Annotated in this window: 22 protein-coding genes and 3 pseudogenes; 9 read left to right on the top strand and 16 right to left on the bottom strand. The window is 71.3% G+C overall.

Translation table 11 applies throughout. The features are described 5' to 3' along the window. The 3 genes and pseudogenes from RIN80_RS13405 to RIN80_RS13395 form a co-directional block, all read right to left on the bottom strand. A pseudogene (locus RIN80_RS13405) lies at positions 1-338 on the bottom strand (hypothetical protein); the annotation flags it as partial. Next, positions 328-1,161 (bottom strand): hypothetical protein, encoded by an 834-nt coding sequence (locus tag RIN80_RS13400; protein WP_309095790.1) that lies wholly within the window; start codon positions 1,159-1,161, stop codon positions 328-330. The gene RIN80_RS13400 and the pseudogene RIN80_RS13405, both read right to left, overlap by 11 nt. A gap of 188 nt (positions 1,162-1,349) precedes the next feature. Beyond that, entirely contained in the window at positions 1,350-1,658 is a 309-nt protein-coding gene (locus tag RIN80_RS13395; protein ID WP_004000049.1) for a hypothetical protein, read from the bottom strand. An 840-nt stretch (positions 1,659-2,498) separates the two neighbouring features. On the opposite strand from RIN80_RS13395, the gene RIN80_RS13390 reads away from it, so the two are divergent. Together RIN80_RS13390 and RIN80_RS13385 are read left to right on the top strand one after the other, a co-directional pair. Next, positions 2,499-3,443: an NlpC/P60 family protein gene (locus RIN80_RS13390; RefSeq protein ID WP_375141684.1), complete on the top strand. Its 945-nt coding sequence runs from the start codon at positions 2,499-2,501 to the stop codon at positions 3,441-3,443. Between the two features lie 245 nt (positions 3,444-3,688). Next, a complete protein-coding gene (locus tag RIN80_RS13385) occupies positions 3,689-4,390 on the top strand; it encodes a phosphatase PAP2 family protein (protein ID WP_309095788.1) in 702 nt (233 codons plus the stop codon). A 24-nt stretch (positions 4,391-4,414) separates the two neighbouring features. Here the strand turns inward: RIN80_RS13385 and RIN80_RS13380 are convergent, their stop codons facing one another. Both RIN80_RS13380 and RIN80_RS13375 read right to left on the bottom strand, forming a co-directional pair. Continuing rightward, positions 4,415-5,950, bottom strand: coding sequence for an FAD-binding oxidoreductase (locus tag RIN80_RS13380; protein ID WP_309095787.1), 1,536 nt, complete (start codon positions 5,948-5,950; stop codon positions 4,415-4,417). 66 nt (positions 5,951-6,016) lie between these two features. Next, positions 6,017-6,187 carry a hypothetical protein gene (locus RIN80_RS13375; RefSeq protein ID WP_309095786.1) on the bottom strand — a complete coding sequence of 57 codons (171 nt, stop codon included), beginning with the start codon at positions 6,185-6,187 and terminating at the stop codon, positions 6,017-6,019. Positions 6,188-6,323: 136 nt separating this feature from the next. Between RIN80_RS13375 and RIN80_RS13370 the strand changes: the two genes are divergently transcribed. Next, the gene (locus RIN80_RS13370; RefSeq protein ID WP_309095785.1) at positions 6,324-7,175 is read left to right on the top strand and encodes a hypothetical protein; all 852 of its coding nucleotides are present in this window, start codon (positions 6,324-6,326) and stop codon (positions 7,173-7,175) included. 91 nt (positions 7,176-7,266) lie between these two features. Beyond that, positions 7,267-7,434: a hypothetical protein gene (locus tag RIN80_RS13365; RefSeq protein ID WP_309095797.1), complete on the top strand. Its 168-nt coding sequence runs from the start codon at positions 7,267-7,269 to the stop codon at positions 7,432-7,434. 36 nt (positions 7,435-7,470) lie between these two features. On the opposite strand, the gene RIN80_RS13360 is transcribed toward RIN80_RS13365, so the two are convergent. Beyond that, the gene (locus tag RIN80_RS13360; protein WP_309095784.1) at positions 7,471-7,845 is read right to left on the bottom strand and encodes a metal-sensitive transcriptional regulator; all 375 of its coding nucleotides are present in this window, start codon (positions 7,843-7,845) and stop codon (positions 7,471-7,473) included. 203 nt (positions 7,846-8,048) lie between these two features. On the opposite strand from RIN80_RS13360, the gene RIN80_RS13355 reads away from it, so the two are divergent. Both RIN80_RS13355 and RIN80_RS13350 read left to right on the top strand, forming a co-directional pair. Beyond that, positions 8,049-8,669, top strand: a complete 621-nt coding sequence (locus RIN80_RS13355; protein WP_059418711.1) for a DUF47 domain-containing protein — start codon at positions 8,049-8,051, stop codon at positions 8,667-8,669. Between the two features lie 7 nt (positions 8,670-8,676). Then, a complete protein-coding gene (locus tag RIN80_RS13350) occupies positions 8,677-9,675 on the top strand; it encodes an inorganic phosphate transporter (RefSeq protein ID WP_309095783.1) in 999 nt (332 codons plus the stop codon). 129 nt (positions 9,676-9,804) lie between these two features. On the opposite strand, the gene pstB is transcribed toward RIN80_RS13350, so the two are convergent. The 7 genes from pstB to RIN80_RS13315 all read right to left on the bottom strand — a co-directional run bounded on the left by pstB (position 9,805) and on the right by RIN80_RS13315 (position 17,993). Continuing rightward, a complete protein-coding gene (pstB, locus tag RIN80_RS13345; RefSeq protein ID WP_309095782.1) occupies positions 9,805-10,581 on the bottom strand; it encodes a phosphate ABC transporter ATP-binding protein PstB in 777 nt (258 codons plus the stop codon). A 44-nt stretch (positions 10,582-10,625) separates the two neighbouring features. Beyond that, positions 10,626-11,681 (bottom strand): phosphate ABC transporter permease PstA, encoded by a 1,056-nt coding sequence (gene pstA / locus RIN80_RS13340; RefSeq protein ID WP_309095781.1) that lies wholly within the window; start codon positions 11,679-11,681, stop codon positions 10,626-10,628. Continuing rightward, the gene (gene pstC / locus RIN80_RS13335; protein ID WP_309095780.1) at positions 11,678-12,682 is read right to left on the bottom strand and encodes a phosphate ABC transporter permease subunit PstC; all 1,005 of its coding nucleotides are present in this window, start codon (positions 12,680-12,682) and stop codon (positions 11,678-11,680) included. Before pstC ends, pstA begins: the two co-directional genes overlap by 4 nt. 102 nt (positions 12,683-12,784) lie before the next feature. Further along, a complete protein-coding gene (gene pstS, locus RIN80_RS13330) occupies positions 12,785-13,909 on the bottom strand; it encodes a phosphate ABC transporter substrate-binding protein PstS (protein WP_309095779.1) in 1,125 nt (374 codons plus the stop codon). 247 nt (positions 13,910-14,156) lie between these two features. Continuing rightward, positions 14,157-14,600 (bottom strand): NUDIX hydrolase, encoded by a 444-nt coding sequence (locus RIN80_RS13325; protein ID WP_309095778.1) that lies wholly within the window; start codon positions 14,598-14,600, stop codon positions 14,157-14,159. Between the two features lie 32 nt (positions 14,601-14,632). Beyond that, the gene (locus tag RIN80_RS13320) at positions 14,633-15,781 is read right to left on the bottom strand and encodes a CHAD domain-containing protein (protein ID WP_309095777.1); all 1,149 of its coding nucleotides are present in this window, start codon (positions 15,779-15,781) and stop codon (positions 14,633-14,635) included. Further along, entirely contained in the window at positions 15,762-17,993 is a 2,232-nt protein-coding gene (locus tag RIN80_RS13315; protein ID WP_309095776.1) for an RNA degradosome polyphosphate kinase, read from the bottom strand. The genes RIN80_RS13320 and RIN80_RS13315 overlap by 20 nt, the downstream gene beginning before the upstream one ends. A gap of 646 nt (positions 17,994-18,639) precedes the next feature. Here RIN80_RS13315 and RIN80_RS13310 point away from each other — a divergent pair. After that, the gene (locus RIN80_RS13310; RefSeq protein ID WP_309095775.1) at positions 18,640-19,602 is read left to right on the top strand and encodes a LysR family transcriptional regulator; all 963 of its coding nucleotides are present in this window, start codon (positions 18,640-18,642) and stop codon (positions 19,600-19,602) included. Here the strand turns inward: RIN80_RS13310 and RIN80_RS13305 are convergent. Continuing rightward, positions 19,574-20,122, bottom strand: a pseudogene (locus RIN80_RS13305) (N-acetyltransferase). The gene RIN80_RS13310 and the pseudogene RIN80_RS13305 overlap by 29 nt on opposite strands. A gap of 50 nt (positions 20,123-20,172) precedes the next feature. Next, positions 20,173-21,099, bottom strand: a complete 927-nt coding sequence (gene mshD / locus RIN80_RS13300; RefSeq protein ID WP_309095774.1) for a mycothiol synthase — start codon at positions 21,097-21,099, stop codon at positions 20,173-20,175. Between the two features lie 145 nt (positions 21,100-21,244). Between mshD and RIN80_RS13295 the strand changes: the two genes are divergently transcribed. After that, the gene (locus RIN80_RS13295; protein ID WP_309095773.1) at positions 21,245-23,062 is read left to right on the top strand and encodes a bifunctional metallophosphatase/5'-nucleotidase; all 1,818 of its coding nucleotides are present in this window, start codon (positions 21,245-21,247) and stop codon (positions 23,060-23,062) included. Positions 23,063-23,120: 58 nt separating this feature from the next. Further along, on the top strand, positions 23,121-24,323 hold the full coding sequence (locus RIN80_RS13290) for a DUF2993 domain-containing protein (RefSeq protein WP_309095772.1): 1,203 nt from the start codon (positions 23,121-23,123) through the stop codon (positions 24,321-24,323). 99 nt (positions 24,324-24,422) lie between these two features. Here the strand turns inward: RIN80_RS13290 and RIN80_RS13285 are convergent. Then, positions 24,423-24,781 (bottom strand): annotated as a pseudogene (locus RIN80_RS13285) (pectate lyase); the annotation flags it as partial.

Raw genomic sequence — 24,781 nt, 5'->3', positions numbered from 1 at the left:
GGGTTGGTGAAGTCGACGTTGGCGGTCTCCTTCACGGCGTCGCTGAGCTTGTCGACGGTCCAGGCGGCGGCGTCGGCACAGCCCTTGGCCAGGGAGGAGAGGGGGTCGAGGGTGGTGGTGGGGTTGATGGACGGATTCCCTCCGCCCGTACCGCTTCCGCTACCGGTGTCGCCCTCGCAGATGTCCCTGGCCTCGCCCCTGAGCAGATCGCACGCGTTGTTGCTGGGTGACGGGGACGGTGTGGGTGCGGCGAAGGCGCGAGTGGCCAGCAGGACCGTGGCCGTCTGCACCGCCGCGACAGCGGCGCCGAGCTTGAGTACGTGATGCCTACCGGGCATAGGTGAACCCTCCGTACTCCTCGACAGCCTTGGTCATGTCCTCCGCGGTGGAGGCTCTCTGATCTCGCCCGACCGGGACCGGACCGTCCTCCTGGGTGAAGTCGGTGACCTTCCAGTCACCGGCGACCCACTTCAACTGGTAGGTGGTCGTGTACCAACTCTCGGTCACGGGGTTCGTGGAGCCCTCACCTGACAGACCGAACAGAGAGGTGTACCAAAGGGCAACCGTGGCGGTGCTGCCGCCGAAGGACGTGACCTTTGTGCCGACCGGGATGACGCGCGAGACGAAGGTCTGACCGCTTGGCGCGACGCCGTCCTCGTTCAGCCCGAGCTTCTCGAGGAAGCTCCGGCGGGAGTACACCTGGTCGAACGCTGACAGCTGGGTGGCAGCAACCTCGGGTGCGTACACGGTGCTGACGATCGCGTGGCGCTTCTTCGTGTTGTACATGTCGGCCGAACCGAGGGCGATGCCGTAGTTGGTGGCTGCGGATTGGGCACCTTGCTCGTCCTGCGAGTAGCCCGTGGGGATCCCACTCGTCTTGGCTCCCACCGGACGCTTGCCCGAGGGCGCCGTTGCCGAGCTCTCCGCTTTGTCGCCACCCGCGTCGCTGCCCTCGGCACCGCCGTCCCCCCGGTTCGCGAAGGCGATGGCCGCGATCAGGAGGACGACCACGCCGACCACCGTCACCAGGCTGCGGGACGAGGAACGGGGGGCGCGGCGTGGGGTGCCGTAGGGGTCGGTGTCGGTGTCGGGGAGGCGGGTGCGGGTCTGGCCCGTGCCGCCGTAGCCGCCGGAGGTGTCACGCTCGTCACCGAGACTCATGCCGCGTACGCCCCCTCGACGTCGAACGGATACACGTACTCCTCGTACGACGGTAGCCGTGCTGGTTCCCGCGCGGGCGCGGTGTGGTGACTCGACATCAGGGAAACGCAACCTCAGCCGGTGGGCACGACGGGCGGGTGGGATGGAGGGGAGCCGGGCGTGTCCGGCCGGGGCGGACGGTGCCCGGCCTACACGGCCATGCCGTACACGATGGTGAACAGCGTGCCGAGGGAGCCGATGATGAAGACTCCGGTGAGGCCGGCGATGATGAGGCCCTTGCCCTGCTCGGCGCTGAAGGTGTCCCGCAGGGCCGTGGCACCGATGCGCTGCTTGGCGGCGCCCCAGATGGCGATGCCGAGGCAGATCAGGATGGCCACCGCCATCACCACCTCGATCATCACCTTGGCCTCGTTGCCCAGGCTGCCGAAGGGGCCCCAGTCCGGAGCGATCCCGCCGATGATGGTGTTGATGTCTCCCTTATCGGCCGCAAAGAGCATGTAAGTCACCGCCCCTGTTGGGTAGTTCCGCATCCTCTGCGGTCGTGCAGAGGTCAGGCCTCATTCTCGCCGACAATGACGCTGTCGTATGTCGACTTGGCGTCATTGATTGGCGGGTTTCGTACGAATACCTTGCCACCGTTCCGCTCCGGAGCCTAAGGGGAGACGCCGGACGGTGTACGAAGGATCGTATGGTCACTCTGTGTATCACGGCAGGTTACACCGGGCAATGAGGCCTGAGCGAAACCTGGTGTGCGGTTCCGTCGTTGTGCCCTCCTGCGGCCTTTCTCACCTTTCCGAACGGTTTCTGACGGCTGGTCGGGTGAGGGGCGCGTCCGTGTTCTCCGGGTGAAGGCTACCCGGCACGGCGAACGGGCCGGCGGCGTCCCACCGCCCCGGGCGGCATCCATCGGTGACGGTGCGTCACGGTGTAGTGGGCGGAGACGCCGGCGGCGCGGTCCCGGACGTCTACGGCGTGGCCCTCGGCCCGGAGGTCGCACGGCTGTACCGGCGGGCCGGCCGTGGTCGGTGACCGTCCGTCGGAAACCGGCGGGGCCGCGCCGGCCATGCGCCCGCCATGCCGACCGCGCGCCCACCGCGCCCCCTCGTTCAGGCCGCGCGCCCGCCGCACCCCGTCGTACTCGCGCGTGCCCGCCGTGTCGCGGGGCGTACATCCGTCCGCTCCTCCGTCCGCCCCGACTCTCCTCGTCGTGATCATTCCGGTGTGCGACCGCCGCCTCTACACTGAGCGACGGACTCCTGGGCGGTGAGGGGCGGTTGACGGTGCGTAAGGCGTGGGTCGTGGCCGGTGTGGCGATCAGCTCGGCGCTGGCCTTCGTGATGCTGCTGGTCGTCGGCGTCTACCTCGTCGCCGGAAACCTCGTCAACGGTGTGAGCGGCGGGGCGAAGGCGCTGGCCAAGGGGTCGGTGCCCGCGGCGTACGCGCCGCTCGTCGCGAAGTGGGGCAACCTCTGCCCCGCCATCAGCCCGGCCCTGCTCGCCGCCCAGCTCTACCAGGAGAGCGGCTTCAACCCCAGGGCCCAGAGCCACGCCGCCGCGCAGGGCATAGCGCAGTTCATCCCCGGCACCTGGGCCACCCACGGCATCGACGGCGACGGCGACGGCGACCGCGATGTGTGGGACCCGCAGGACGCGATCCCCTCCGCCGCCTCCTACGACTGCGAACTCGCGTCGTACGTGAAGAAGGTGGGCGGGAATCTGACCGAAAACATGCTGGCCGCCTACAACGCCGGCGCGTACGCGGTGATCAAGTACGGGGGCGTGCCGCCGTACAGCGAGACGCGGAACTACGTGAAGCGGATCACCGCCCTCTCCGAGAGCTTCGCGGCGCCCGTCGGCCGGGTCGATCCCTCCCGGCAGGCGGCCGGCGCGATCGAGTACGCGCAGAAGAAGCTCGGCACGCTCTACCTGTGGGGCGGCACCGGCACCCCTGAGCAGGGCGGACGCTTCGACTGCTCCGGACTGACCCAGGCCGCGTACAAGAGCGTGGGCATCACGCTCCCGCGCGTCGCCAACGACCAGTACAACGCGGGGCCGCACCCCTCCCGGGACGAACTGCTGCCGGGGGACCTGGTGTTCTTCTCGGACGACCTCACCAATTCCCGTGCCATCCGGCATGTCGGCATTTATGTCGGAGGTGGGTACATGATCGACGCGCCGCGCACGGGTGCGGTCATCCGGTTCGACCCGATCGACACCCCCGACTACTTCGGAGCCACGAGAGTCACCGAAGATGGCGCGAAAGCGCTGCCCACGACGGTGTGAACCGAGCGTGAACCCACCCCCTGAGCTGCGACGACGTATCTCTCTTCGATAACGTCTGCGTGATCATTCGGTGGAGTGTGGAACGTATCAGCGGGGACCATGCGTTCCTGGTGACGTAGCCGAGCAGACGTCAACACGCACGTGTCGCGCACGCGTGCAGCGGAAGCGGATCTACAACCACGGGGGTGGCAGGAGCGGCGCACGCACGGGTGCGCCGGGAGAGACGACGAAGGGGCCGCAGCACCATGGCTGGACTCGCCGATTCCGGGTCGAACCCCGACGTCGACCTGCTGTACGACATCAATGGCCTGGCCAAGGACGCGCCGGCCTGGTTCGACCGCGTCATGGAGTACGTGGGCGAGTACGGCCTGCTGCTCGCCGTCGTCCTGCTCGTGGTGTGGTGCTGGTGGTCCGTCCGGCGCCGGGGCGAGGAGGACGCGGCGTCCACGGTCGCGGCGCTGATCTGGGCGCCACTGGCGGCCGGTGTCGCCGTCCTGGTCAACGTGCCGATACGGGGTTTCGTGGAGCGCCCCCGGCCGTTCCTCGACCACCAGGGGCTGGAAGTACTCGTCAAGGGCAAGACCGACTACTCGTTCGTGAGCGATCACGCGACGCTCGTCATGGCGATGGCGGTCGGACTGTTCGTCGCCAACCGGAAGTTCGGGCTGTTCGGGATCGTGCTGGCCCTGTTCGGCGGGTTCATCCGGGTCTACATGGGTGTGCACTACCCGACGGACGTGATCGGCGGGTTCGCGCTGGGCACGGCCGTGGCGCTGCTGCTGTCCCCGCTCGCCATGGCCCTGTTGACGCCGGTCGTGAAGGCGGTGGAGCGGTCGCCCCGGGCGGGGTGGCTGGTGCGGGCCAGAGGGCGGGCGACCGACGGGCGGGACGCCGTGATCCCGGAGTCCAGCAACGAGCGCGCGTCCGAGCGGGACCTGGCCGCGTGATGCCCGGCGGGGCCGGCGGCCCGGTCACAGCGCCTGCGGGAACGTGAAGAAGCGGTTCGGGTCGTACTGGTCCTTCAGCTTCGTCAGACGCGCCGCCGCGTCTCCGTAGTAGGCCTTGCGCCAGTCCTTCAGCGTCGGGTCCGTGTAGTTCTGGTAGGCCGCGCCCGAGGCGTGGGGGCGCATGGCCTTGTGGGCCGAGGCCAGCCAGGCCCGGGCCGCCGTACCGCTCGTGCCCGCGCGCCAGGCGCCGATGTACTGGGCCAGCATGCGCGAGCGGCGGTGCACGAAGGCCGTGGACGTCGGGGAGACGCGGTTGACGGCTCCGCCGAGGGCGGTGAGCGCGATGCTGCCCGTGCCGCCGCGCACCGAGCCGATCTGCGCCAGCAGCGCGCGGACGCCGGCGGGGGACAGGGAGTGGTCGAAGAAGTCCGACGCCGCCGCGTACGTCTCCCGGCCCAGGGCGCCCTTCGGTGAGCGGCCCGGCGTCGAGCCGGGCAGATGGCACTGGGCGTCCGTCGGGAACGAGGAGCAGCCCGCGTACACCTCCATCGACTCCTCGTACGAGCGGCGCTTGAGGGAGACGCTGCGGGCCGGGGCGCCGACGCGGTCGGCGAGGCGGTCCACGGCGTTCTTCAGTTCGCCGTACGTGCCCAGGGAGAACGCCGCGACGGAGACGGTCGGGGTGCTGCCCGCGGCGCTCGCCAGGTGCAGCGACGACCAGATCTCGTCGGGCTGCGACGGGCCCCACTCCTGCCAGGCCCGCACCACGGCCGCCGCCCTCGACCAGGGCCAGGACAGGTACGCCGAGACGCCCTGCGGTGCCGGGTGGGTCCGGAAGTGCAGCTCGGTCACCACGCCGAAGGTGCCGTTGCCCGCGCCGCGCAGGGCCCAGAAGAGGTCCTTGTTCTCCCGGGCGTCGGCGGTGAGCTGCTGGCCGTCGGCGGTGATCAGGGTGGCCCGGGTGAGGCTGTCGCAGGTCAGGCCGTAGGCGCGGGAGACCACGCCGTGTCCGCCGCCGAGGGTGAGGCCGGAGATGCCCACGGTGGGGCAGGAGCCGGCCGGGATGGTGACGCCCTTGGCGGCCAGGGCGCGGTAGACGTCGATGAGTTTGGCGCCGGCGCCGACCACCGCGGTGGTGCCGGAGGCCCGGACGCGGTCGAGTTCGGAGACGTCGATGATCAGGCGGCCGTCGCCGGAGGACCAGCCGGCGTAGGAGTGGCCGCCGTTGCGGATGGCCACGCGCAGGGAGCGGCGGCGGGCGTAGGCGAGGGCCGTGCGGATGTCCTCGGGGTGGGCGACGTAGGCGACGGCGGCCGGCTTCAGGTGGTCGAAGCGGGTGTTGTAGAGCTGCCGCGCGGTCGCCCAGGCGGCGTCGCCGGGGCGGACGAGGGGGCCGTCGAGGTCCCGGGCGAGGGCCGCCCAGTCGGCGGCGGCGCGGGTGCTCGCGGTGGCCGCCGTGGTCGTGGCGCGCGGGCGCGTGTTCGTGCAGGCGGTGGCGAAGGGGGTCGCCGCCGCGGCGATCGCCGCCGTGCCGGCGGTGAGGACGGTGCGCCGTTCCATGGGGCCTCCCGGTGGTTCCGTCCTCAGAGACGGGCTGCCGGGGGTGCGGGTTGCATGGGGGCGGTGTCAGTCCGCCGCGTGCCGCTGCGCGTCCGTGCGGGCCTGGCTTCTCGCGCGTCTGGCCGGGCCGCGCCAGCCGCAGGTGCACTCGGCCCTGCAGAAGCGGCCCCTCTCCATGGTCGTCGTGCGGTGTTCCGGGAGGTGGGGAGGAAGTTCCAGCCCGTCCTGCTGCGCCACGACGACAACGGTACCCAGCGCGGGTAAAGAGTTCGTATGCCGGACGGCGTGGCTCGCGTGACGGGGGCACAAACCGGTCGTTAAGCGGGACGACAGGGGGCCCGTGACGGACGTACCGGCTGGGGGTAGGCAGGCGATGACTGGGCGGCAGCGGGAACGGCGGCGCGGGCGAACGGGTGCGGCGGTCCTCGCCGCCGGGGTCGTGGCCACAGCGGGCCTGGGAGCCGGAGGGTGCGCGGGCGGCGACGCCGCCGCCGGGGACTCCCGGGGCGGGGACGCCGTGGTGCTGCTGCAGCGGGCCGCCGACCGGCTGGTGGACGCGGGGAGTTCGAAGGCCCGTACGTCGATGGAGATGGCGGCCGGGGGCACCCGGGTGACCATCCGGGGAGCCGGGGTGTACGACTACCGCAAGCGGCTGGGTGAGCTGCGGGTGCTGCTGCCGCAGGATCCCGCGGGAGCCGCCGAGCGCCGGACCGTCACCGAACTGCTCGCGCCGGGAGCGCTGTTCATGAAGAACCGGGGTGCCGGTGTGCCCCCGGACAAGTGGGTGCGGGTGGACACCCGGACGCTGTCCGACGGGAACCTCGTCACCGGCGGGGCCACCGACCCGTTCGCCGCGGCGGAGGTGCTGCGCGGCACGCGGACGGCGACGTACCTGGGCCGCACCGAGGTCGCGGGCGCCGACGTGCGGCACTATCGGGGCACGGCGGACCTCGGGGACGCCGCGAAACGGGCGTCCCACGGCAACCAGGGGTCCCTGCGAGCGGCGGCGAAAGGGTTCGCCACGGCCGAAGTGCCGTTCGACGCCTACCTCGACGACGAGGGGCGCATCCGCAAGGTCCGCCACCGCTTCAGCTTCGTGAACGGGCAGCGCAAGAGCCCCGTCGCCGTCGCCTCGACGACCCTGCTCTACGATTTCGGGGCCCCCGCGCGGGTGCGGCTGCCGGACGACGACGACATCTACGCGGGCAGGATCGCCGAGGAGTGACCGGCGTGAACTAGCCCGTCCGTGCCATGCGCGGTGTGTAGGCCGCTCCCTACTCTAGGAAGCCGGTGACGGCAGAGACGAGGTGATGCACGTGGCTCCGGTCGGCGGTACGGCAGTTCAGGACCACGTGGCCCTCGCCGAGATCGAGCTGTGCGGAGAGCTCATCATCGCGGCCTCGGCCGCCCAGGAGCGGCTCAGCCTGGAGAGCATCGACGAGGTGCTGAGGGTGGCCGAGGAGCGGGACGCCCCCGGAAGCTGAACCCGGGCCGGCTCGCCGGCCGGTCACCGGGCCGGATCACGTCCGCAGCATGCGGGCGATCGCCTGGGTCGCCTCCTTGACCTTCGCCTCGACCTCGTCGCCGCCCTTGACGGCGGCGTCGGCGACGCAGTGGCGCAGATGCTCCTCCAGCAGCTGCAGGGCGAAGGACTGCAGGGCCTTCGTGGAGGCGGAGACCTGCGTGAGTATGTCGATGCAGTAGACGTCCTCGTCGACCATGCGCTGCAGGCCGCGGATCTGGCCCTCGATCCTGCGCAGCCGTTTGAGGTGCTCGTCCTTCTGCTTGTGGTAGCCGTGCACGCCGTGATCGTGGTCCGTGACGGCTTCGGCGCCGGTGGCCGCGGTGCCGGTGGTGACATGCGCGACATCTGTGGTGCCGGTCACGTCCGTCATCGCGTCCTCCTGGTGGCAGTGGGCGGATATATACCCCTGGTGGGTATATGGTACCGAACTTTGCCGGGTACACGCCCCCTCGGGCCGCCCCCGTACTCATCACTGTGCCTGATGGGCGACACTGGTGGGCGGCCCGATAGCCGTGGCCGGATGATGCGCCTAGCATCAGCCTGACCGAAACCGAAGCACCCCGAGGACCCCACGTGCGCTTTCGTCTGACCCCCAGGGAGACGAGCTTCTACGACATGTTCGCCGCCTCCGCGGACAACATCGTCACGGGCTCCAAGCTCCTGATGGAACTGCTCGGGGCGGACGCCTCCGCCCGGGCCGAGATCGCAGAGCGTATGCGGGCAGCGGAACACGCAGGTGACGACGCCACGCACGCGATCTTCCACCAGCTGAACTCCTCCTTCATCACGCCGTTCGACCGCGAGGACATCTACTCCCTCGCCTCGTCCCTCGACGACATCATGGACTTCATGGAGGAGGCCGTCGACCTGGTCGTCCTCTACAACGTCGAGGAACTGCCCAAGGGCGTCGACCAGCAGATCGAGGTCCTGGCGCGCGCGGCCGAACTGACGGCCGAGGCGATGCCGCACCTGCGGACGATGGAGAACCTCACCGAGTACTGGATCGAGGTCAACCGGCTGGAGAACCAGGCCGACCAGATCCACCGCAAGCTGCTCGCGCACCTCTTCAACGGCAAGTACGACGCCATGGAGGTGCTGAAGCTCAAGCAGATCGTGGACGTGCTGGAGGAAGCGGCGGACGCGTTCGAGCACGTGGCGAACACGGTGGAGACCATCGCCGTCAAGGAGTCCTGAGCCGTTCATGGACACCTTCGCTCTGGTCGTGACCATCGGGGTCGCGCTCTTCTTCACGTACACCAACGGTTTCCACGATTCGGCCAACGCGATCGCCACGTCCGTGTCGACCCGGGCGCTGACGCCGCGGGCCGCCCTGGCGATGGCCGCGGTGATGAACCTCGTCGGCGCGTTCATGGGTTCCGGGGTCGCCAAGACGGTCAGCGAGGGCCTGATCCAGACACCGGAGGGGTCGAAGGGGATGGGCATCCTCTTCGCCGCGCTGGTCGGCGCGATCGTCTGGAACCTGATCACCTGGTACTTCGGGCTGCCCTCGTCGTCCTCGCACGCGCTGTTCGGCGGCATGGTCGGCGCGGCGCTGGCCGGTGGGACGACGGTCTACTGGCACGGCGTCCTGCAGAAGGTCGTCATCCCCATGTTCATCTCCCCGGTGGTCGGTCTGCTGGCCGGTTACCTGGTGATGACCGCGATCCTGTGGATGTTCCGGAAGGCCAACCCGCACAAGGCCAAGCGCGGCTTCCGGATAGCCCAGACCGTCTCCGCGGCCGGTATGGCGCTGGGGCACGGACTGCAGGACGCGCAGAAGACGATGGGCATCGTGGTGATGGCGCTCGTCATCGCGGATGTCGAGGACTACGGCGACCCGATCCCGGTCTGGGTGAAGATCGCCTGTGCGGTGATGCTGTCGCTGGGCACGTACGCCGGTGGCTGGCGGATCATGCGCACGCTGGGGCGGAAGATCATCGAGCTGGACCCGCCGCAGGGGTTCGCCGCCGAGACGACGGGCGCGTCGATCATGTTCGCCACGGCTTTCCTGTTCAAGGCACCGATCTCGACGACGCACGTGATCACCTCGGCGATCATGGGCGTGGGCGCGACCAAGCGCGTGAACGCCGTGCGCTGGGGCGTCGCCAAGAACATCATCCTGGGGTGGTTCATCACGATGCCGGCGGCGGCGACGGTGGCCGCCGCCTCGTTCGGTCTGGTGAACCTGGCGTTCCTGTAGCCCCCGCCCGGCCGGGAACCGGCCCTGCACACACGAACGGGCCCGCCCCCGGGAGCCAGGGGCGGGCCCTTTTCGGCCTCGCGGTGGCACCGCCATGCAGCACCGCGAGGGGTCTCGGCGAAGGGCGGCTCAGCCGAAGCGGCCGGAGATGTAGTCCTCCGTCGCCTGGACCGACGGGTTGGAGAAGATCCGCTCCGTGTCGTCGATCTCGATGAGCTTGCCGGGCTGGCCGACCGCCGCCAGGTTGAAGAACGCCGTGCGGTCGGAGACCCGCGCCGCCTGCTGCATGTTGTGCGTCACGATGACGATCGTGAAGCGCTCCTTCAGCTCCCCGATCAGGTCCTCGATCGCGAGGGTCGAGATCGGGTCGAGCGCCGAGCAGGGCTCGTCCATCAGCAGGACGTTCGGCTCCACCGCGATCGCCCGCGCGATGCACAGACGCTGCTGCTGACCGCCGGACAGGCCCGAGCCGGGCTTGTTCAGGCGGTCCTTGACCTCGTTCCAGAGGTTGGCGCCCTTGAGCGAGCGCTCGACGACGTCCGCCAGCTCGTTCTTCTTGTAGTTGCCGTTCAGCCGCAGGCCCGCCGCCACGTTGTCGAAGATCGACATGGTCGGGAACGGGTTCGGCCGCTGGAACACCATGCCGACCTCGCGGCGGACCGACACCGGGTCGATGCCCGTGCCGTACAGGTCCTCGTCGTCCAGCAGCACCTTGCCCTCGACCCGGCCGCCGGGCGTGACCTCGTGCATGCGGTTCAGGGTGCGCAGGAACGTCGACTTGCCGCAGCCCGACGGGCCGATGAACGCCGTCACCGAGCGGGGCTCGACGGTCATCGAGATGTCCTCGATCGCCTTGTGGGAGCCGTAGTAGGCGGTCAGTCCGCTTACGTCGATTCGCTTGGCCATGACTACTTCACTTCCAGACTTCAGTCAGTCGCTGTATGGCCGCGTCAGCGACCGGTCGTGGGGGCCTTCCAGCGGGCGATGCCGCGGGCCACCAGGTTGAGGATCATCACGAAGGCGATCAGCGTGAGCGACGCCGCCCAGGCGCGGTCGAAGGCCGTGACCTCGCCCGAGCCGTACTGCTGGTAGATGTACAGCGGCAGCGACGCCTGCGCGCCCTCGAAGGGGTTGGCGTTGATGAACTTGCTGCCGAAGACCAGCAGCAGCACGGGCGCCGTCTCACCGGCGATACGGGCGATGGACAGCATGATGCCGGTGGTGATGCCGCCGAGCGAGGTCGGCAGGACCACCTTGAGGATGGTGCGCCACTTGGGCACGCCGAGCGCCAGCGAGGCCTCGCGCAGCTCGTTCGGGACGAGCTTGAGCATCTCCTCCGTGGAGCGGACGACGACCGGCATCATCAGGATCGCCAGGGCGAGCGAGCCGGCGAAGCCGAAGGGCTGCATGTCGAACATCAGCATGAGGCTGAGGATGAACAGGCCCGCGACGATCGACGGGATGCCGGTCATGACGTCGACGAAGAAGGTGACGGCCCGGGCGAGGTTGCCGCGGCCGTACTCCACCAGGTAGATCGCGGTGAGCACGCCGACCGGCGCGGCGATCAGGGTGGCGAGGCCGACCTGCTGCAGCGTGCCGAGGATGGCGTGGTAGATGCCGCCGCCCGTCTCCGAGTCGGCGACCACGCCCATCGAGTGGGTCAGGAAGTAGACGTCGAGGACCTTCGTGCCGCGCTGCACGGTCGACCACACCAGGGAGGCCAGCGGCACCACGGCGAGCAGGAACGCGACCCACACCAGCGAGGTGACCACGCGGTCCTTGGCCTGCCGGCGGTTCTCCACCCTGGCCGCGATGACGTACGTGCCGAGGATGTGCAGGAGCGCGGCGATCAGCGCCCACTGGATGTCGCTGTGCAGGCCGGCTGCGGCGCTGATGCCGAGGCCGACGGCGACGGATCCGGCGGCGATGGCCCACGGGGCCCACTTGGGCAGGCGGGCGCCGCGCAGGGTGCTGGGCGCCTTCGGGGCGGTGGTTGCGGTGCTCATGCGTTGGCCCCCGAGTACTCCTTGCGGCGGGCGATGATCGCGCGGGCCGCGCCGTTGACCAGCAGGGTGATGACGAACAGGACCAGACCCGAGGCGATCAGCGCGTCCCGGCCGAACTCGGTGGCCTCGCTGAACTTGCTGGCGATGTTCTGGGCGAAGGTGCCGCCGCCCGGGTCGAGCAGGCTGGTGTGGATCAGGAAGTCCGGGGAGAGCACGGTGGCGACGGCCATCGTCTCGCCGAGGGCGCGGCCGAGGCCGAGCATCGAGGCGGAGATCACGCCGGAGCGGCCGAACGGGAGGACCGACATGCGGATCACCTCCCAGCGGGTGGCGCCGAGCGCCAGGGCCGCCTCCTGGTGCATCTGCGGAACCTGGCGGAAGACCTCGCGGCTCACGTTGGTGATGATCGGCAGGATCATGATCGCGAGCAGGATGCCCACGGTGAGCATCGAGCGCGGGGCGCCGTTCTGCCAGGAGAAGATGCCGGTCCAGCCGAGGTAGTCGTTCAGCCAGCCGAAGAGGCCGTTCATGTACGGCACGAGGACGAGCGCGCCCCACAGGCCGTACACGATGGACGGCACGGCGGCGAGCAGGTCGATCACGTAGGCGATGGGACCGCTCAGCCGGCGCGGGGCGTAGTGCGTGAGGAACAGCGCGATGGCGACGGCGATCGGAACCGCGATGATCATGGCGATGATCGAGGAGACGATCGTGCCGTAGGCCAGGACCGCGATGCCGAAGACCGGCGGGTTGACGCCGGTGTTCCATTCGAAGGTGGTGAGGAAGTTGCCCTCGTCCTTGCTGATGGCGAGGACCGCGCGGTAGGTGAGGAAGCCCGCGATGGCGGCCATGATGACCAGCAGCAGGATGCCCGAGCCGCGCGAGAGGCCGAGGAAGATCCGGTCCCCGGGCCGGGTGGCCCCACGGGCGGCGCGCTTCTGCTCGGCCGTGGGCATCGGGGGAGTGGGGGGAGGTGCGTCAGCTATCTGTGTGGTGTCCATCGGGTTCTCCGGTCTGCGGAGCCGCAACGGCGCGGCTCTTGGCGGCGGTGCACCGGACGGTGCGGTCCGGTCCCCGCGGGGGGACCGGACCGCACGCTCAGGTCAGCTCAGGCTCTCGACGGTGGTCCGAACCTTGGCGATGATGTCGTCGGGCATCGGCGCGTAGTCGTTCTCCGCGAGGATCTTCTGGCCGTCCTCCGAGGCCGCGTAGCGCAGGAACGCCTTGACCGCGGGGAGCGTCTCGGCCTTGTTGCCCTTGTCGCAGACGATCTCGTACGTCACGAGGACCATCGGGTAGGCGCCGTCGGCCTTGGTCGCGTAGTTCAGCTCCAGCGCGAGGTCCTTGCCGGTGCCGACGACCTTGGCGTCCGCGATGGCCTTGGTCGCGTTCTCGACGTTCGCCTCGACCGGCTCGCCCGCGCCGGTGTCGATGGCGACGGTCTTGATGCCGTCCTTGGCGTACGACAGCTCGAAGTAGCCGATCGCGCCGGCGGTCTGCTTGACCTGCGCGGCCACACCGGAGGACTGCGGAGCGGACTGGCCGCCCTTGGCCTGCCAGGCCTTGCCGCCCTCGTAGGGGAAGTCCTTCTTGGCGGTGGCGATCAGGTACTTGGTGAAGTTGTCCGTGGTGCCGGACTCGTCCGAGCGGTGGAACGCCTGGATCTTGAGGTTGGGCAGCTTCGCGTCGGGGTTCAGCTTCGCGATGGCCGGGTCGTTCCAGTTGGTGATCTTGCTGTCGAAGATCTTGGCGATCGTCGAGGCGTCCAGGACGAGCTTGTCCACGCCCGGGACGTTGTAACCGACGGCGATCGGGCCGCCGACCATCGGCAGGTCGATGCCCTGGCCTCCGGAGCAGATCTTCTTGGAGGCCTCGACCTCGTCGGGCTTGAGGGCCGAGTCCGAACCGGCCCACGGGACCTGGCCCTGGGTGAACGCGGTGACACCGGCGCCGGAGCCGCCGGCCTTGTAGTTGATCTCCACCTTGCAGGCCGCCGAGAACTGCTTGACCCACGCGTCGACGGCGTTCTTCTGCGCCGAGGAGCCGTCGGCGAGCACCTGGCCCGAGGCGTCGTCACACTTGATGTTGCTGGGCGCGGCGGCGTTGGACGAGGAGCCGTCGCTGCCGCCTCCGGTGTCGTCGGAGCCGCACGCCGTGAGGGCCAGGGCGCCGGAGACGGCGAGAGCACCGAGAGCGAGGGCCCGCCGGTTCATGCGCTGAAGCTTCACTTGAGTTCCTTCCAGGAGCCGCCGTCCTGATCGGCGGCGTGCGAAGACTGGCCGACGCGGACGCGGCAGCCGCGTCTCGCATCTGGTACGGCCGAAATTAGGCAGAACAGGTGAAGCCGCCGATGGCCACACATGAACGACGGGTGAACCCCTGCCGAAGGTGTGGTTAGGTCACGGAATGCTCACGGGGAGAGCACGTGAGGATTCCGCTTTTCGCGCGGGTTCCGCTGGACAACCGCGGACTTCCTCAGTTGGGTCCGCCGGCGGCGCGGGCCCGGTGCAGCGCGGTGAGCAGCGCGTCGACCAAGGGGCGGTCGTGGGGCTGCGTCAGCCGGGCGCGGGCCGCCTCCGGGGACAGCCACAGCACGCGATCGACCTCGTCGTTCGGGGTGAAGGCGCAGGCCACGGCCTCGGCGGCCCAGTAGCGCACCTGCTTGGGGCGGCCGTTCGCCAGGTAGCGCAGGGTCGCCAGCTCGGCACCCGGCACGGCCCGGCAGCCCGTCTCCTCCGCCACCTCGCGCAGGGCGCCGGCCAGGGCGTCCTCGGCGCGCTTGAGTTTGCCCTTCGGCCACGACCAGTCGTCGTATTTCGGCCGGTGCACGAGACAGAGCTCCAGCTCGCCGGAGTCGGGCGAGCGGCGCCACAGGACGCAGCCCGCGGCCTGAACGGTGGGGTCCTCGGGTGAGCTCACCTGGTGTTCACCGCCTTCCGGGTGCCTGCCGGTCACGACGAGCCGACCGTCTCCTTCTGCCAGGCCTGCTGGAACGCGAAACGTGCCGCCTCCACCTCGTGCCGCTGGTCGGCGTGGAGCACGCCGAGGGCGTACGCCGTGGCCGGGGCGATCCTGGGCGTGCGGGCCGCCTGGGCCGCCGCCGCTGCCGCCTCCGAGGCGTCGCGGTGCCGGTTGAGGGCCTGGCCCGCGTCGAGCAGGCGCAGGTCGACGACGGCGTTGCCCTTGGGCCCGGTGAGGGCCTCGCGGGCGTAGCGGTGCAGGCGCAGCAGCAGGCGGACCTGGTGCCAGGGGGCGTCCTGCGGATGCGGGACCGTGTCCGGGGACAGGCCGTGGACGAGGGCCGCGGCGTTGTACGGGTGGCCCGCGGTGACCAGGGGCAGGGCGGTCACGGCGTCGGTGAGGCGTTCCTCCGCGGCCGTGGCGTGGGGGCGAAGGTCGGTGGCGGCGGCCGTCGTGAGCAGGGGGACCTCGCTGGCCAGGACCGCGACCTTGTCGGCGACGGCGTGGAAGCGGCTGCTGCCGAGGGCCTGCAGGGCGGTGGAGTGGGCCCGGGTGCGGGCGAGGGTGAGCTGGCGGTCCAGGAGCGCGCCCGCCTTGGCCGCTCCGACGGTCAGGTTGCCGCGTTCCGGCGCCGGGGGCGTGCGCGGCCCGGCGTCGCGGGCCGCTGCCGTGGGGACGGTTGCCACCCCGGCGGCACTCCTGCCCGCGGCCACGTCGGCAGGCGGGCTCGCCGTCGCGTCCGGACCGGTCGTCCGGGCCGGGAACGCCGTCGACCCCGACAGGCGGTGCAGGGCCGTCAGCAGGCGTTCCAGGCGGGCCGTGTACGCGTGCTCCATGGCCAGGGTGCCGGAGACCCAGGCCAGCTCCGGGCGCACGGTCTCGCACCAGTCCGAGTCCAGCAGCGGCTGGAACGTGTGCAGGCTGGCGCTGATGCGGCGGGCCGAGCGGCGCAGGGCGCGGGCCGCCTCGGCGGACCCCTCCGAGCCGTTCGCCCCCGCCCCCGTCTCCCGGTGCAGGCGCAGCGCCCGGAGGAACTCCGTGGCCTGGTCCCGCAGGTAGCCCGCGAGGGTGTCACCGGTGGGGGCGGTCCCGACGGGCCTGAGCCGGGAATCCGTCGGGTCAAGGTGTCGCTGTGCCACGCCGGCGCCTCCGGGCGTCTATGAGCATCTCCTGGACGTTGCGCAGGGGCTGGCCGTCCGCGTCGGTCGCATGCCGGGTCCAGTCGCCGTCCGGGCCGAGGTGCCAGGAGGCGGTGGAGTCGGACATACCGGTCTCCAGCAGCCGGTTCAGGGCCGCTCGATGGGCCGGGTCGGTGACCCTGACCAGGGCCTCTATCCGGCGGTCGAGGTTGCGGTGCATCATGTCGGCGCTGCCGATCCACACCTCGGGCTCGCCGCCGTTGCCGAAGGCGAAGACCCGGGAGTGCTCCAGGAAGCGGCCGAGGATCGAGCGGACCCGGATGTTCTCCGACAGGCCCGCGACGCCCGGGCGCACCGCGCAGATGCCGCGCACCCAGATGTCCACCGGCACGCCCGCCTGGGCGGCCCGGTAGCAGGCGTCGATGAGGGCCTCGTCGACCATCGAGTTGACCTTGATGCGGACGTACGCGGGCCGCCCCGCACGGTGGTGCTGTATCTCCTTGGTGATCCGCGCTATCAGGCCGTCGCGCAGCGACTTCGGCGCGACCAGCAGCCGGCGGTAGGTCTCCCGGCGGGAGTAGCCGGAGAGGCGGTTGAACAGGTCCGAGAGGTCCGCGCCGACCTGCGGATCGGCCGTGAGCAGGCCGAGGTCCTCGTAGAGGCGGGCCGTCTTCGGGTGGTAGTTGCCGGTGCCGACGTGGCTGTAGCGGCGCAGCGTCTCGCCCTCCTGGCGGACCACCAGGGACAGCTTGCAGTGGGTCTTCAGCCCGACCAGGCCGTAGACCACGTGGCAGCCGGCCTCCTCCAGCTTGCGGGCCCACTTGATGTTGGCGTGCTCGTCGAAGCGGGCCTTGATCTCGACCAGGACCAGGACCTGCTTGCCGGACTCGGCCGCCTCGATGAGCGCGTCGACTATCGGGGAGTCGCCGGAGGTGCGGTACAGGGTCTGCTTGATCGCGAGGACGTCCGGGTCGCCGGCCGCCTGCTCCAGGAAGGCCTGCACGGACGTGGAGAACGAGTCGTAGGGGTGGTGCAGCAGGACGTCCCGCTCGCGCAGCGCGGCGAAGATGTCCGGCGCGGACGCCGACTCGACCTCGGCGAGGTCGCGGTGGGTGCCGGCGACGAACTTGCGGTACTTCAGCTCGGGCCGGTCCAGGGAGGCGATGCGGAACAGGCCGGTGAGGTCCAGCGGGCCCGGCAGCGGGTACACCTCGGCCTCGCTGATCTTCAGCTCGCGCACCAGCAGGTCCAGGACCTCGCGGTCGATGGACTCCTCGACCTCCAGGCGCACCGGAGGGCCGAAGCGGCGCCGCATGAGCTCCTTCTCCAGGGCCTGGAGCAGGTTCTCCGCGTCGTCCTCCTCGACCTCCAGGTCCTCGTTGCGGGTGAGCCGGAAGGCGTGGTGCTCCAGCACCTCCATGCCCGGGAACAGCTCCTCCAGATGGGCGGCGATCACGTCCTCGATGGGGACGTAGCGGCCCGGGGAGCTCTCCAGGAACCGGGACAGCAGCGGCGGCACCTTGACCCGCGCGAAGTGCTTGTGGCCGGTGACCGGGTTGCGCACGACGACGGCCAGGTTCAGCGACAGGCCGGAGATGTACGGGAAGGGGTGCGCCGGGTCGACCGCCAGCGGGGTCAGCACGGGGAAGATCTGGTGCCGGAACAGGGTGAACAGGCGGGCCTGCTCCTTCTCCTGCAGCTCGCTCCAGCGGACCAGGTGGATGCCCTCCTCCGCGAGTGCGGGGGCGACGTCCTCGTGGTAGCAGGCGGCGTGCCGGGCCATGAGCTCGCGGGAGCGGGCCCAGATCATCTCCAGCACGTCACGGGGCTGCAGGCCGGAGGCGGAGCGGGTGGCCACGCCGGTGGCGATGCGGCGCTTCAGGCCGGCCACCCGGACCATGAAGAACTCGTCCAGGTTGCTGGCGAAGATCGCCAGGAAGTTGGCCCGCTCCAGCAGCGGCGTGTTCGGGTCCTCGGCGAGTTCGAGCACGCGCTCGTTGAACGCGAGCCAGCTGCGCTCCCGGTCGAGGAAGCGGCCCTGCGGCAGCTCGGGCCCGTCGTACGGCGACTCCTCGTACCCGTCGAGGTCGGCGTCGATGTCGGGTTCCAGATCGGAGACCACCGCCGCCACCGTGTGCGGCCGGTGGGCTGCGATGGAGCCCACGGAGGGCTGCGCGTGCTGGACCTGTGCCTGGGGCTTCGGCTGGCTCATGGACCCATTCTTCCGCGCCGCGAGCATCACGGGCGCGTCGGACAGCGCGGGCGGGAGCGGAGGTGTCACATGAGTGCTCCCGTTTCCCTCGGGACCCTCGCGGGGCGGGGAAGGCTCTGGCGCGGCGGGATTCATTGGCCGAGCGTCGCAAGCTCGTCTGAATCAACGGTTACGGAGACATGACGTGCGGGATAGCGGGCGGCGGCCCGCAGGCGTCTTCGGGCCTGTGTGCGGGTCCCCGCGGCCCCGGCCGGAAGCCGGCGTGCTGCCGTGAACCGTTCGGCCCGGCCGGTCCGATGAGGAGAGGTGAGCGAAACGGGAAGCCGCGGGGACCTGCCGCGGGCCGTCGCGGCGGACGCCGACCGGCGCGCCCCGGCTCCGGGCCCGGCTCCGGGCCCGGCTGCGGGGGCGGGTGCGCCGATGGGGGGTCGTCGTCGCCCCGGTCCGCGGGACGGGCCCCCGGCGACGTCGCGCAGAGCCGCTACGACGACACGGCGGGTGGCGGCCCGGCCTCCGGTCACCGGCGGACGGGCGGGTGCCCCAGCGCCGGAATGCCCGGGGGCATCGCTGCTCGCGCCGGGATGTCGTGGTGTCGCGCGTCCGGGGAGGAGGCTCCCGGGACGACCGGGAGAAATAGGCTGCCGCCGTGGACCTCAACGCCGTACGGGCCTTCGTCGCGGTCGCCGACGCCGGGCAGTTCCAGAAGGCCGCCGTGGACCTGGCCCTGACCCAGCAGGCCGTGTCCAAGCGGATCGCCGCGCTGGAGAAGGACCTCGGGGTGCGGCTGTTCGTGCGTACGCCACGCGGCGCGGAGCTCACCATCGACGGGCAGGCGCTGCTGCCGCACGCCCGGGTCCTGCTCCGCGCGGAGGAGCGGGCGGTGGCCGCGGTGCGTCCCGTGGACCGGGCGCTGCGGGTGGACGTCGTGGGGCGCCGGGCCGCCACCGGGGGACTGGTGCAGGACTTCCACCGGGCGCATCCGCGGACCCCGCTGGACGTCGTCACGCTGTTCGACGTCGACACGGCCGTGACCGCCGTGCGGGACGGAGCCGTCGACGCCACCTTCCGTGCCGTCACCATGCCCGGGCACCGGCTCCCCGACGGCGTCGAGGCGCTGCCCGTCCTGGACGAGCCGCTCAGCCTGTGCGTCGGCCCCGGCCACCCCTTCGCCCGGGCCGCCTCGGTGACGCCCGCGCAGCTCGCCGGGCACCGCATCTGGATGCCGGGCAACGTGCCGGGCACCGAGTGGCACGCCTACTACGAGGCCCTCGCGGCGGCGTTCGGTCCGGCCATCGACACCATCGGGCCCAACTTCGGCCTCGAAGCGCTCCTGGACACGATCGCCGGCTCGCCGACCGTCGCCACGTTCCTCAGCGAACGCACCCCGCACGTCTGGCCCGTGGGCCACGACCTGCGGCTGGTCCCGCTGCGTGACCCGACCCCGGTCTACCCGCACTCCCTGCTCTGGCGCGCCGGCAACCCGCATCCCGGCCTGGCGGCCCTGCGCGACCACCTGGCGGCGACCCGGCCCCGGCCGCCGCAGGGCGAGCTGTGGCGACCGGCGTGGGCGGAACACCCGCCTACCCGAGCCGCTTCTCCCGCAACGTGAAGGACCTGGGCGCCCCACCCGGCTGCGGCTCGCCCTCCTTGCGGGCGACCACGCGGTAACCGGGCGCCGGGTAGCAGGAGTTGAGCCGCGCGCTGTCCGCCAGGCAGTCCGGACGCACGGTTGCGCCCCGTTTCGGCGACCCGGCGTTTCGGCGGCGTCCGGCAGCGGCCGTCCCGTGCCGGGCGCGGTGGCGGTCCGGTCGGCCATCAGCCGGTGCACATACCCGGCGACGGGCGGCTGCGGGCCCCAGGCCTTCTCGTCCCGCCACCACAGCTCCCCGGCGCCGGCGAGACGCCCGCCGTCTCCGCGAGCCAGACCTCGCCGTGCGCCATGACCCGGCGGAAGTGGTCCTCGCCCAGCTCGCCCGGCCGCCACTGCCCGGTGACACCCCGGTGACACCACGGGCGAGCTATCGGCGGGCGGCGTCGTCGCGGAGACGGACGAGGGCGGACGGGTCGGACGCGGCGGCGAGACGGAGACCGGGCGTCCCCGGCCCATGGCGGCCGGGCGCCTGTGGCATGGGGCCGCCGGGCAGGTGCGGCTCGGGGCGGCCGGGCACCCGCGGCGAGCTCAGGTCTCCGTCCGGTACATCAGGTCCACCTCGTGCGTGCTGAAGCCCAGCCGCTCGTAGACCGACACCGCCGCCTTGTTGTCGGCGTCGACGTAGAGCATCGCGGTCGGCAGGCCCTGCCCCGCCAGGTGCCGCAGCCCGATGGTGGTGAGGGACTTGCCGAGGCCGCCGCCCTGCGCGTCCGGGGCGACCCCGACGACGTACACCTCGCCCAGGCCCTCCTCGGCGTGCACCTTGGTCCAGTGGAAGCCGACGAGTTCGTCGCCGCGGAAGGCGAGGAAGAAGCCGGCCGGGTCGAACCACGGCTCGGCCTTGCGGTCGTCGAGGTCGCGCTGGGTGAGGGAGCCCTGCTCGGGGTGGTGGGCGAAGGCGGCGGCGTTCACCGCGAGCCAGGCCGCGTCGTCCCGGCCGGGGACGAAGGCGCGGACCGTGACGCCCTCGGGCAGCACCGGCTCGGGCGCGTCGAAGCCGGTCAACGGGCGGCGCATCTGGCGCAGTTCCCTGAACAGCGTGAGTCCCAGCACCTGGGCGAGGTGCCGGGCGGCGGAGTGCCCGCCGTGCGCCCACACCCGAAGTCGCTTGCCGGAGGCGGCCAGCAGGGCCGAGCCGAGGGCCCGTCCGTGCCCGTGTCCGCGATGTCCGGGATGCACCACCAGCTCGGCGGCCGGCGGCTCCACCTCGTCCGTGTCCTCCAACTGGGCATAACCGACAAGTTCCCCGTCGGCGGTGAGCAGCAGATGGGACACGCCCGCGCGCTCCCCGCCGCGCAACTGCAACCGGCCCTGTTCGGACACCGCCTGCTGCCCGTCGGTCCGGGCGGCCTCGTCGAGCAGTCCGAGCACGGCCTCGGTCTGCTCGGGGGAGAGGGCGGCAAGGGTCTCGATCGAGCGGGGGTGGCCGGGTCGTACGGTGTCGTCGCTGGTCATGCGTACGAGGGTACGGGGAGGCACCGGCAAATCGGCGGCAAAGAAGCAACCCAGATGTAACCACGAAAGACCTGTCGCGCTACGCGCGTTGACTCTAGGCTGCGCCGGACGACATCACTGTCCCAGCAGACCCTCAGGGGGGCGTATGCCAGCCACTTCACCGGCGCATCCGGAGCGCCGGAGACGCCGCACGAACCGTTTCCTCGCCCTCGCCGCCGGAGTCGTCACCGCCGGCGCGCTGGCCGCCGCGGCGCTGCCGGGGGCGGCGACCGCCGGCGAGGACCAGCGCTCGGGCGGGCACCGGCCCGGCCGCTACCAGGACGTGCAGCTGCTGTCCTTCAACGACCTGCACGGCAACCTGGAGCCCCCGGCGGGCTCCTCCGGCCGTGTCACCGAGAAGCAGCCCGACGGCACGACGAAGACCATCGACGCGGGCGGCGTCGAGTACCTCGCCACGCACCTGCGGCAGGCCCGCCAGGGCGAGAAGTACTCCATCACCGCGGCCGGCGGCGACATGGTCGGCGCCTCCCCGCTGATCTCCGGCCTCTTCCACGACGAGCCGACCATCGAGGCGCTCAACAAGCTCGACCTGGACGTCTCCTCCGTCGGCAACCACGAGTTCGACGAGGGCGCCAAGGAGCTGGCCCGCCTGCAGAACGGCGGCTGCCACCCCAAGGACGGCTGCTACACGGACGAGGAGTTCCAGGGCGCCGACTTCCCCTACCTGGCCGCCAACGTCCTCGACGAGAAGACGAAGAAGCCGATCCTCAAGCCCTACTGGGTGTGGAAGAAGAACGGCGTCAAGGTCGGCTTCATCGGCGTGACCCTGGAGGGCACCCCGGACATCGTCTCCGCCGAGGGCGTCAAGGGCCTCACCTTCGAGGACGAGGTCGAGACGATCAACAAGTACGCCAGGGAGCTGCAGCGCAAGGGCGTGAAGTCGATCGTCGCGCTCATCCACGAGGGCGGCTTCCCGGCGTCGACGTCGTACAACTACGACTGTGACTCGCCGGGTGCGGGCGACGGCATATCCGGGCCGATCGTCGACATCGCCAAGAACGTCACGCCGCAGGTGGACGCGCTGGTCACCGGCCACACGCACAACGCGTACGTGTGCAGCATCGCCGACCCGGCGGGCAAGCCCCGCATGGTCACCTCGGCCGCGTCCTTCGGCCGCCTCTACACCGACACCACGCTGACCTACGACCGCAGGACGGGCGACATCGCCCGCACGGCCGTGAAGTCCGCCAACCGCGTGGTCACCCGGGACGTGCCCAAGGCGCCCGACATGACCGCGCTGATCGGCAAGTGGAACGCCCTGGCCGCGCCCATCGGCAACCGGCCGATCGGCTACATCTCCGGCGACATCGGCAACACCGGCACCGAGTCCCCGCTCGGCGACCTCATCGCCGACGCCCAGCTCGCGCACGGCAGGCAGCTGGACCCGGAGACGGACCTGGCGCTGATGAACCCGGGCGGCATCCGGGCCCCGCTCACCTACGCGGCCAAGGCCGGCGAGGGCGACGGTGTCGTCACCTACGCCGAGGGCTTCACCGTCCAGCCGTTCGCCAACACCGTGAACCTGCAGGACTTCACGGGCGCGCAGCTGGTCCAGGCGCTCAAGGAGCAGGTGTCAGGACCGAACGCGGCCGCGCCGAAGATCCTCCAGGTCTCGTCCGGTCTGACGTACACGCTGGACCTCACCAAGTCCGGTGCCGACCGCGTGGTCACGGACAGCATCAGGCTGAACGGCTCGGCCATCGACCCGGCGGCCACCTACCGCGTCGCGACGAACAGCTTCCTCGCGGGCGGCGGCGACGGCTTCCCCACGCTCGGCCAGGGCACCAACGACGTCGTCGGCGCCGACGACCTGACCGCGCTGGAGCAGTACCTGACGGCCAACTCCTCGGCGGCGAACCCGATCGCACCGCCGAAGGCCGACCGCATCACCGTGGTGAACTAGATCGCATACCCCGGGTTCGGCTTGCGGGCCGGGGCGGTACGCATGGTCGGATGGATCGATGCGTACCCCCCACCGCATCGACGCACGTCTCCGTCCGAACCCGTACGAGGAGCTCGGCGCCCTCGACGACGGGCCTGTGCGGGAGACCCCTGCGGGGGACTTCCTCACCGAGGGACGCGATGAGGACGCCTGGGCCCCGCCGGATCACCGCCGGGGTGGCGGGCGTCGCAGGAAGAATCGCTTCGCCGGTTTGCCGCTCGCGGTGAAGGCGGTGGTGGGCCTGGCCGTCCTCGCCTCCTTCACCGCCCTCGCCGACCGCTGGGCCGTGCTGTACGCCGAGCACCGCGCCGCCGACACCCTCAAGGACCGCCTCGACCTCGCGGCGGCCCCGGAGGTGGAGATCGGCGGCTTTCCCTTCCTCACCCAACTCGCCGACCGGCGGCTGGACTCGGTGCGGGTGACCGTCCCGGACGTCGCCGCCGACCGCGTCTCGCTGGCGAAGGTGTCGGCCACGGCCCACGACATCCGGCTGGACGCCGACGGGCTCACCTCCGTGCGCGGCGCCCGCGTCCCGCGCTTCGACGGGGAGGTCCAGCTCTCCTTCGCCGACCTCAACCGCGAACTCGGCGCCTCCCAGGTGACGTTCACCGGCGAGGGCCGCGACCGGGTCCGGGCCGACGGCACCCTGCCGGTCGCGGGTCACGACCTGCGGCTGCGCGCCGAGGCGACGATCCGGCGGCAGGGCGAGCGGGGCATCGCCACCGACATCGGCAACATGCGCCTGGACATCGGCGACCTGGCCACCTACCGCCCCGGCACCCGCCCCTCGGAGGGCCTGCACCTGACCCGTGAGGGGACCGCCGGCCTGGCCCGTGAGACCCGCAAGGCCAAGGCGCTGCTGTCCGTCCCGGCCATGGTCCGGCGCCTGGGCGTCCCCGAGGCGACCGTGCGCGCGGCCCTCGCCGACGACGGCAAGCTCACCGAGCTGACCGGTTCCCCGCGCTTCGCCCGCACGGCCCAGGACCTCAACCTCATCGACCTGGCGCTGGACAACCCCCGGGTGCTGCGCCGCCTCGGCCTGGACCCGAAGCTCCTCGACTCCCTCTCGGGCCTGACCCGCCCGGTCCTGGCCGACCGGCTCTCCCTGGCGTTCGAACTGCCCGAGCCGGAGCAGGGGGACGTACGGCTGCGGGACGTGCGGGTGGAGGAGGACGGCATCAGGGTGCGGGTGTCGGGGTCGGGGCTTTCCGTGGGCGGTTGAGGCCGGCCTGCCCTGCCGCTCACCCACGACCTCGGGTGAGCGGGATGGTGACCCTCCCGGGTTCGGCGGCGATGGTCAGCCGAACCCGGGAGGGAGCCGTCAGGACGCCGAGGGCGTCCAGCCCGCGAGCCAGTCCGCGACCTCCTGGCCGGCGGCCTGGGCGTCGGTCAGGTGCGGCCGGTTCGTACCCGCCGGACCGGCGCCCGCTCCGGTGTTGCGGTACTCGGCGAACCGGTCGTCCTTCCAGGAGAAGCCGCTCATGTCGGTCCACGGGGTGGACTTGATCGCGGCGCTGAGGTCGGTGTTGCGGACGGTGGTCTGCGGGTCGAGGGAGGCGTCCCCGCCCGCGTGCCAGGGCCGGCCGAGGTGGAAACTGCCGGCCGCGACGTCCCCGTTCACCGTGGAGTTGGCGATCAGGATGCCCTTGCGGTCCGCGGCGGTGCTCGGCGCGGTCACGT

This window comes from Streptomyces sp. (genome assembly GCF_031181705.1).
GTDB lineage: Bacteria > Actinomycetota > Actinomycetes > Streptomycetales > Streptomycetaceae > Streptomyces.
Note: the sequence above shows the minus strand (reverse complement) of the source record. Positions and strands in the feature narration are given on the sequence as shown.

Bases quoted from the DNA above. Each gene is read 5' to 3' on its own strand.
- RIN80_RS13400 (WP_309095790.1), bottom strand. From the start codon at position 1,161: ATGAGTCTCGGTGACGAGCGTGACACCTCCGGCGGCTACGGCGGCACG.
- RIN80_RS13395 (WP_004000049.1), bottom strand. From the start codon at position 1,658: ATGCTCTTTGCGGCCGATAAGGGAGACATCAACACCATCATCGGCGGG.
- RIN80_RS13390 (WP_375141684.1), top strand. From the start codon at position 2,499: ATGCTGCTGGTCGTCGGCGTCTACCTCGTCGCCGGAAACCTCGTCAAC.
- RIN80_RS13385 (WP_309095788.1), top strand. From the start codon at position 3,689: ATGGCTGGACTCGCCGATTCCGGGTCGAACCCCGACGTCGACCTGCTG.
- RIN80_RS13380 (WP_309095787.1), bottom strand. From the start codon at position 5,950: ATGGAACGGCGCACCGTCCTCACCGCCGGCACGGCGGCGATCGCCGCG.
- RIN80_RS13370 (WP_309095785.1), top strand. From the start codon at position 6,324: ATGACTGGGCGGCAGCGGGAACGGCGGCGCGGGCGAACGGGTGCGGCG.
- RIN80_RS13360 (WP_309095784.1), bottom strand. From the start codon at position 7,845: ATGACGGACGTGACCGGCACCACAGATGTCGCGCATGTCACCACCGGC.
- RIN80_RS13350 (WP_309095783.1), top strand. From the start codon at position 8,677: ATGGACACCTTCGCTCTGGTCGTGACCATCGGGGTCGCGCTCTTCTTC.
- pstB (WP_309095782.1), bottom strand. From the start codon at position 10,581: ATGGCCAAGCGAATCGACGTAAGCGGACTGACCGCCTACTACGGCTCC.
- pstA (WP_309095781.1), bottom strand. From the start codon at position 11,681: ATGAGCACCGCAACCACCGCCCCGAAGGCGCCCAGCACCCTGCGCGGC.
- pstC (WP_309095780.1), bottom strand. From the start codon at position 12,682: ATGGACACCACACAGATAGCTGACGCACCTCCCCCCACTCCCCCGATG.
- RIN80_RS13315 (WP_309095776.1), bottom strand. From the start codon at position 17,993: ATGAGCCAGCCGAAGCCCCAGGCACAGGTCCAGCACGCGCAGCCCTCC.
- mshD (WP_309095774.1), bottom strand. From the start codon at position 21,099: ATGACCAGCGACGACACCGTACGACCCGGCCACCCCCGCTCGATCGAG.
- RIN80_RS13295 (WP_309095773.1), top strand. From the start codon at position 21,245: ATGCCAGCCACTTCACCGGCGCATCCGGAGCGCCGGAGACGCCGCACG.
- RIN80_RS13290 (WP_309095772.1), top strand. From the start codon at position 23,121: ATGCGTACCCCCCACCGCATCGACGCACGTCTCCGTCCGAACCCGTAC.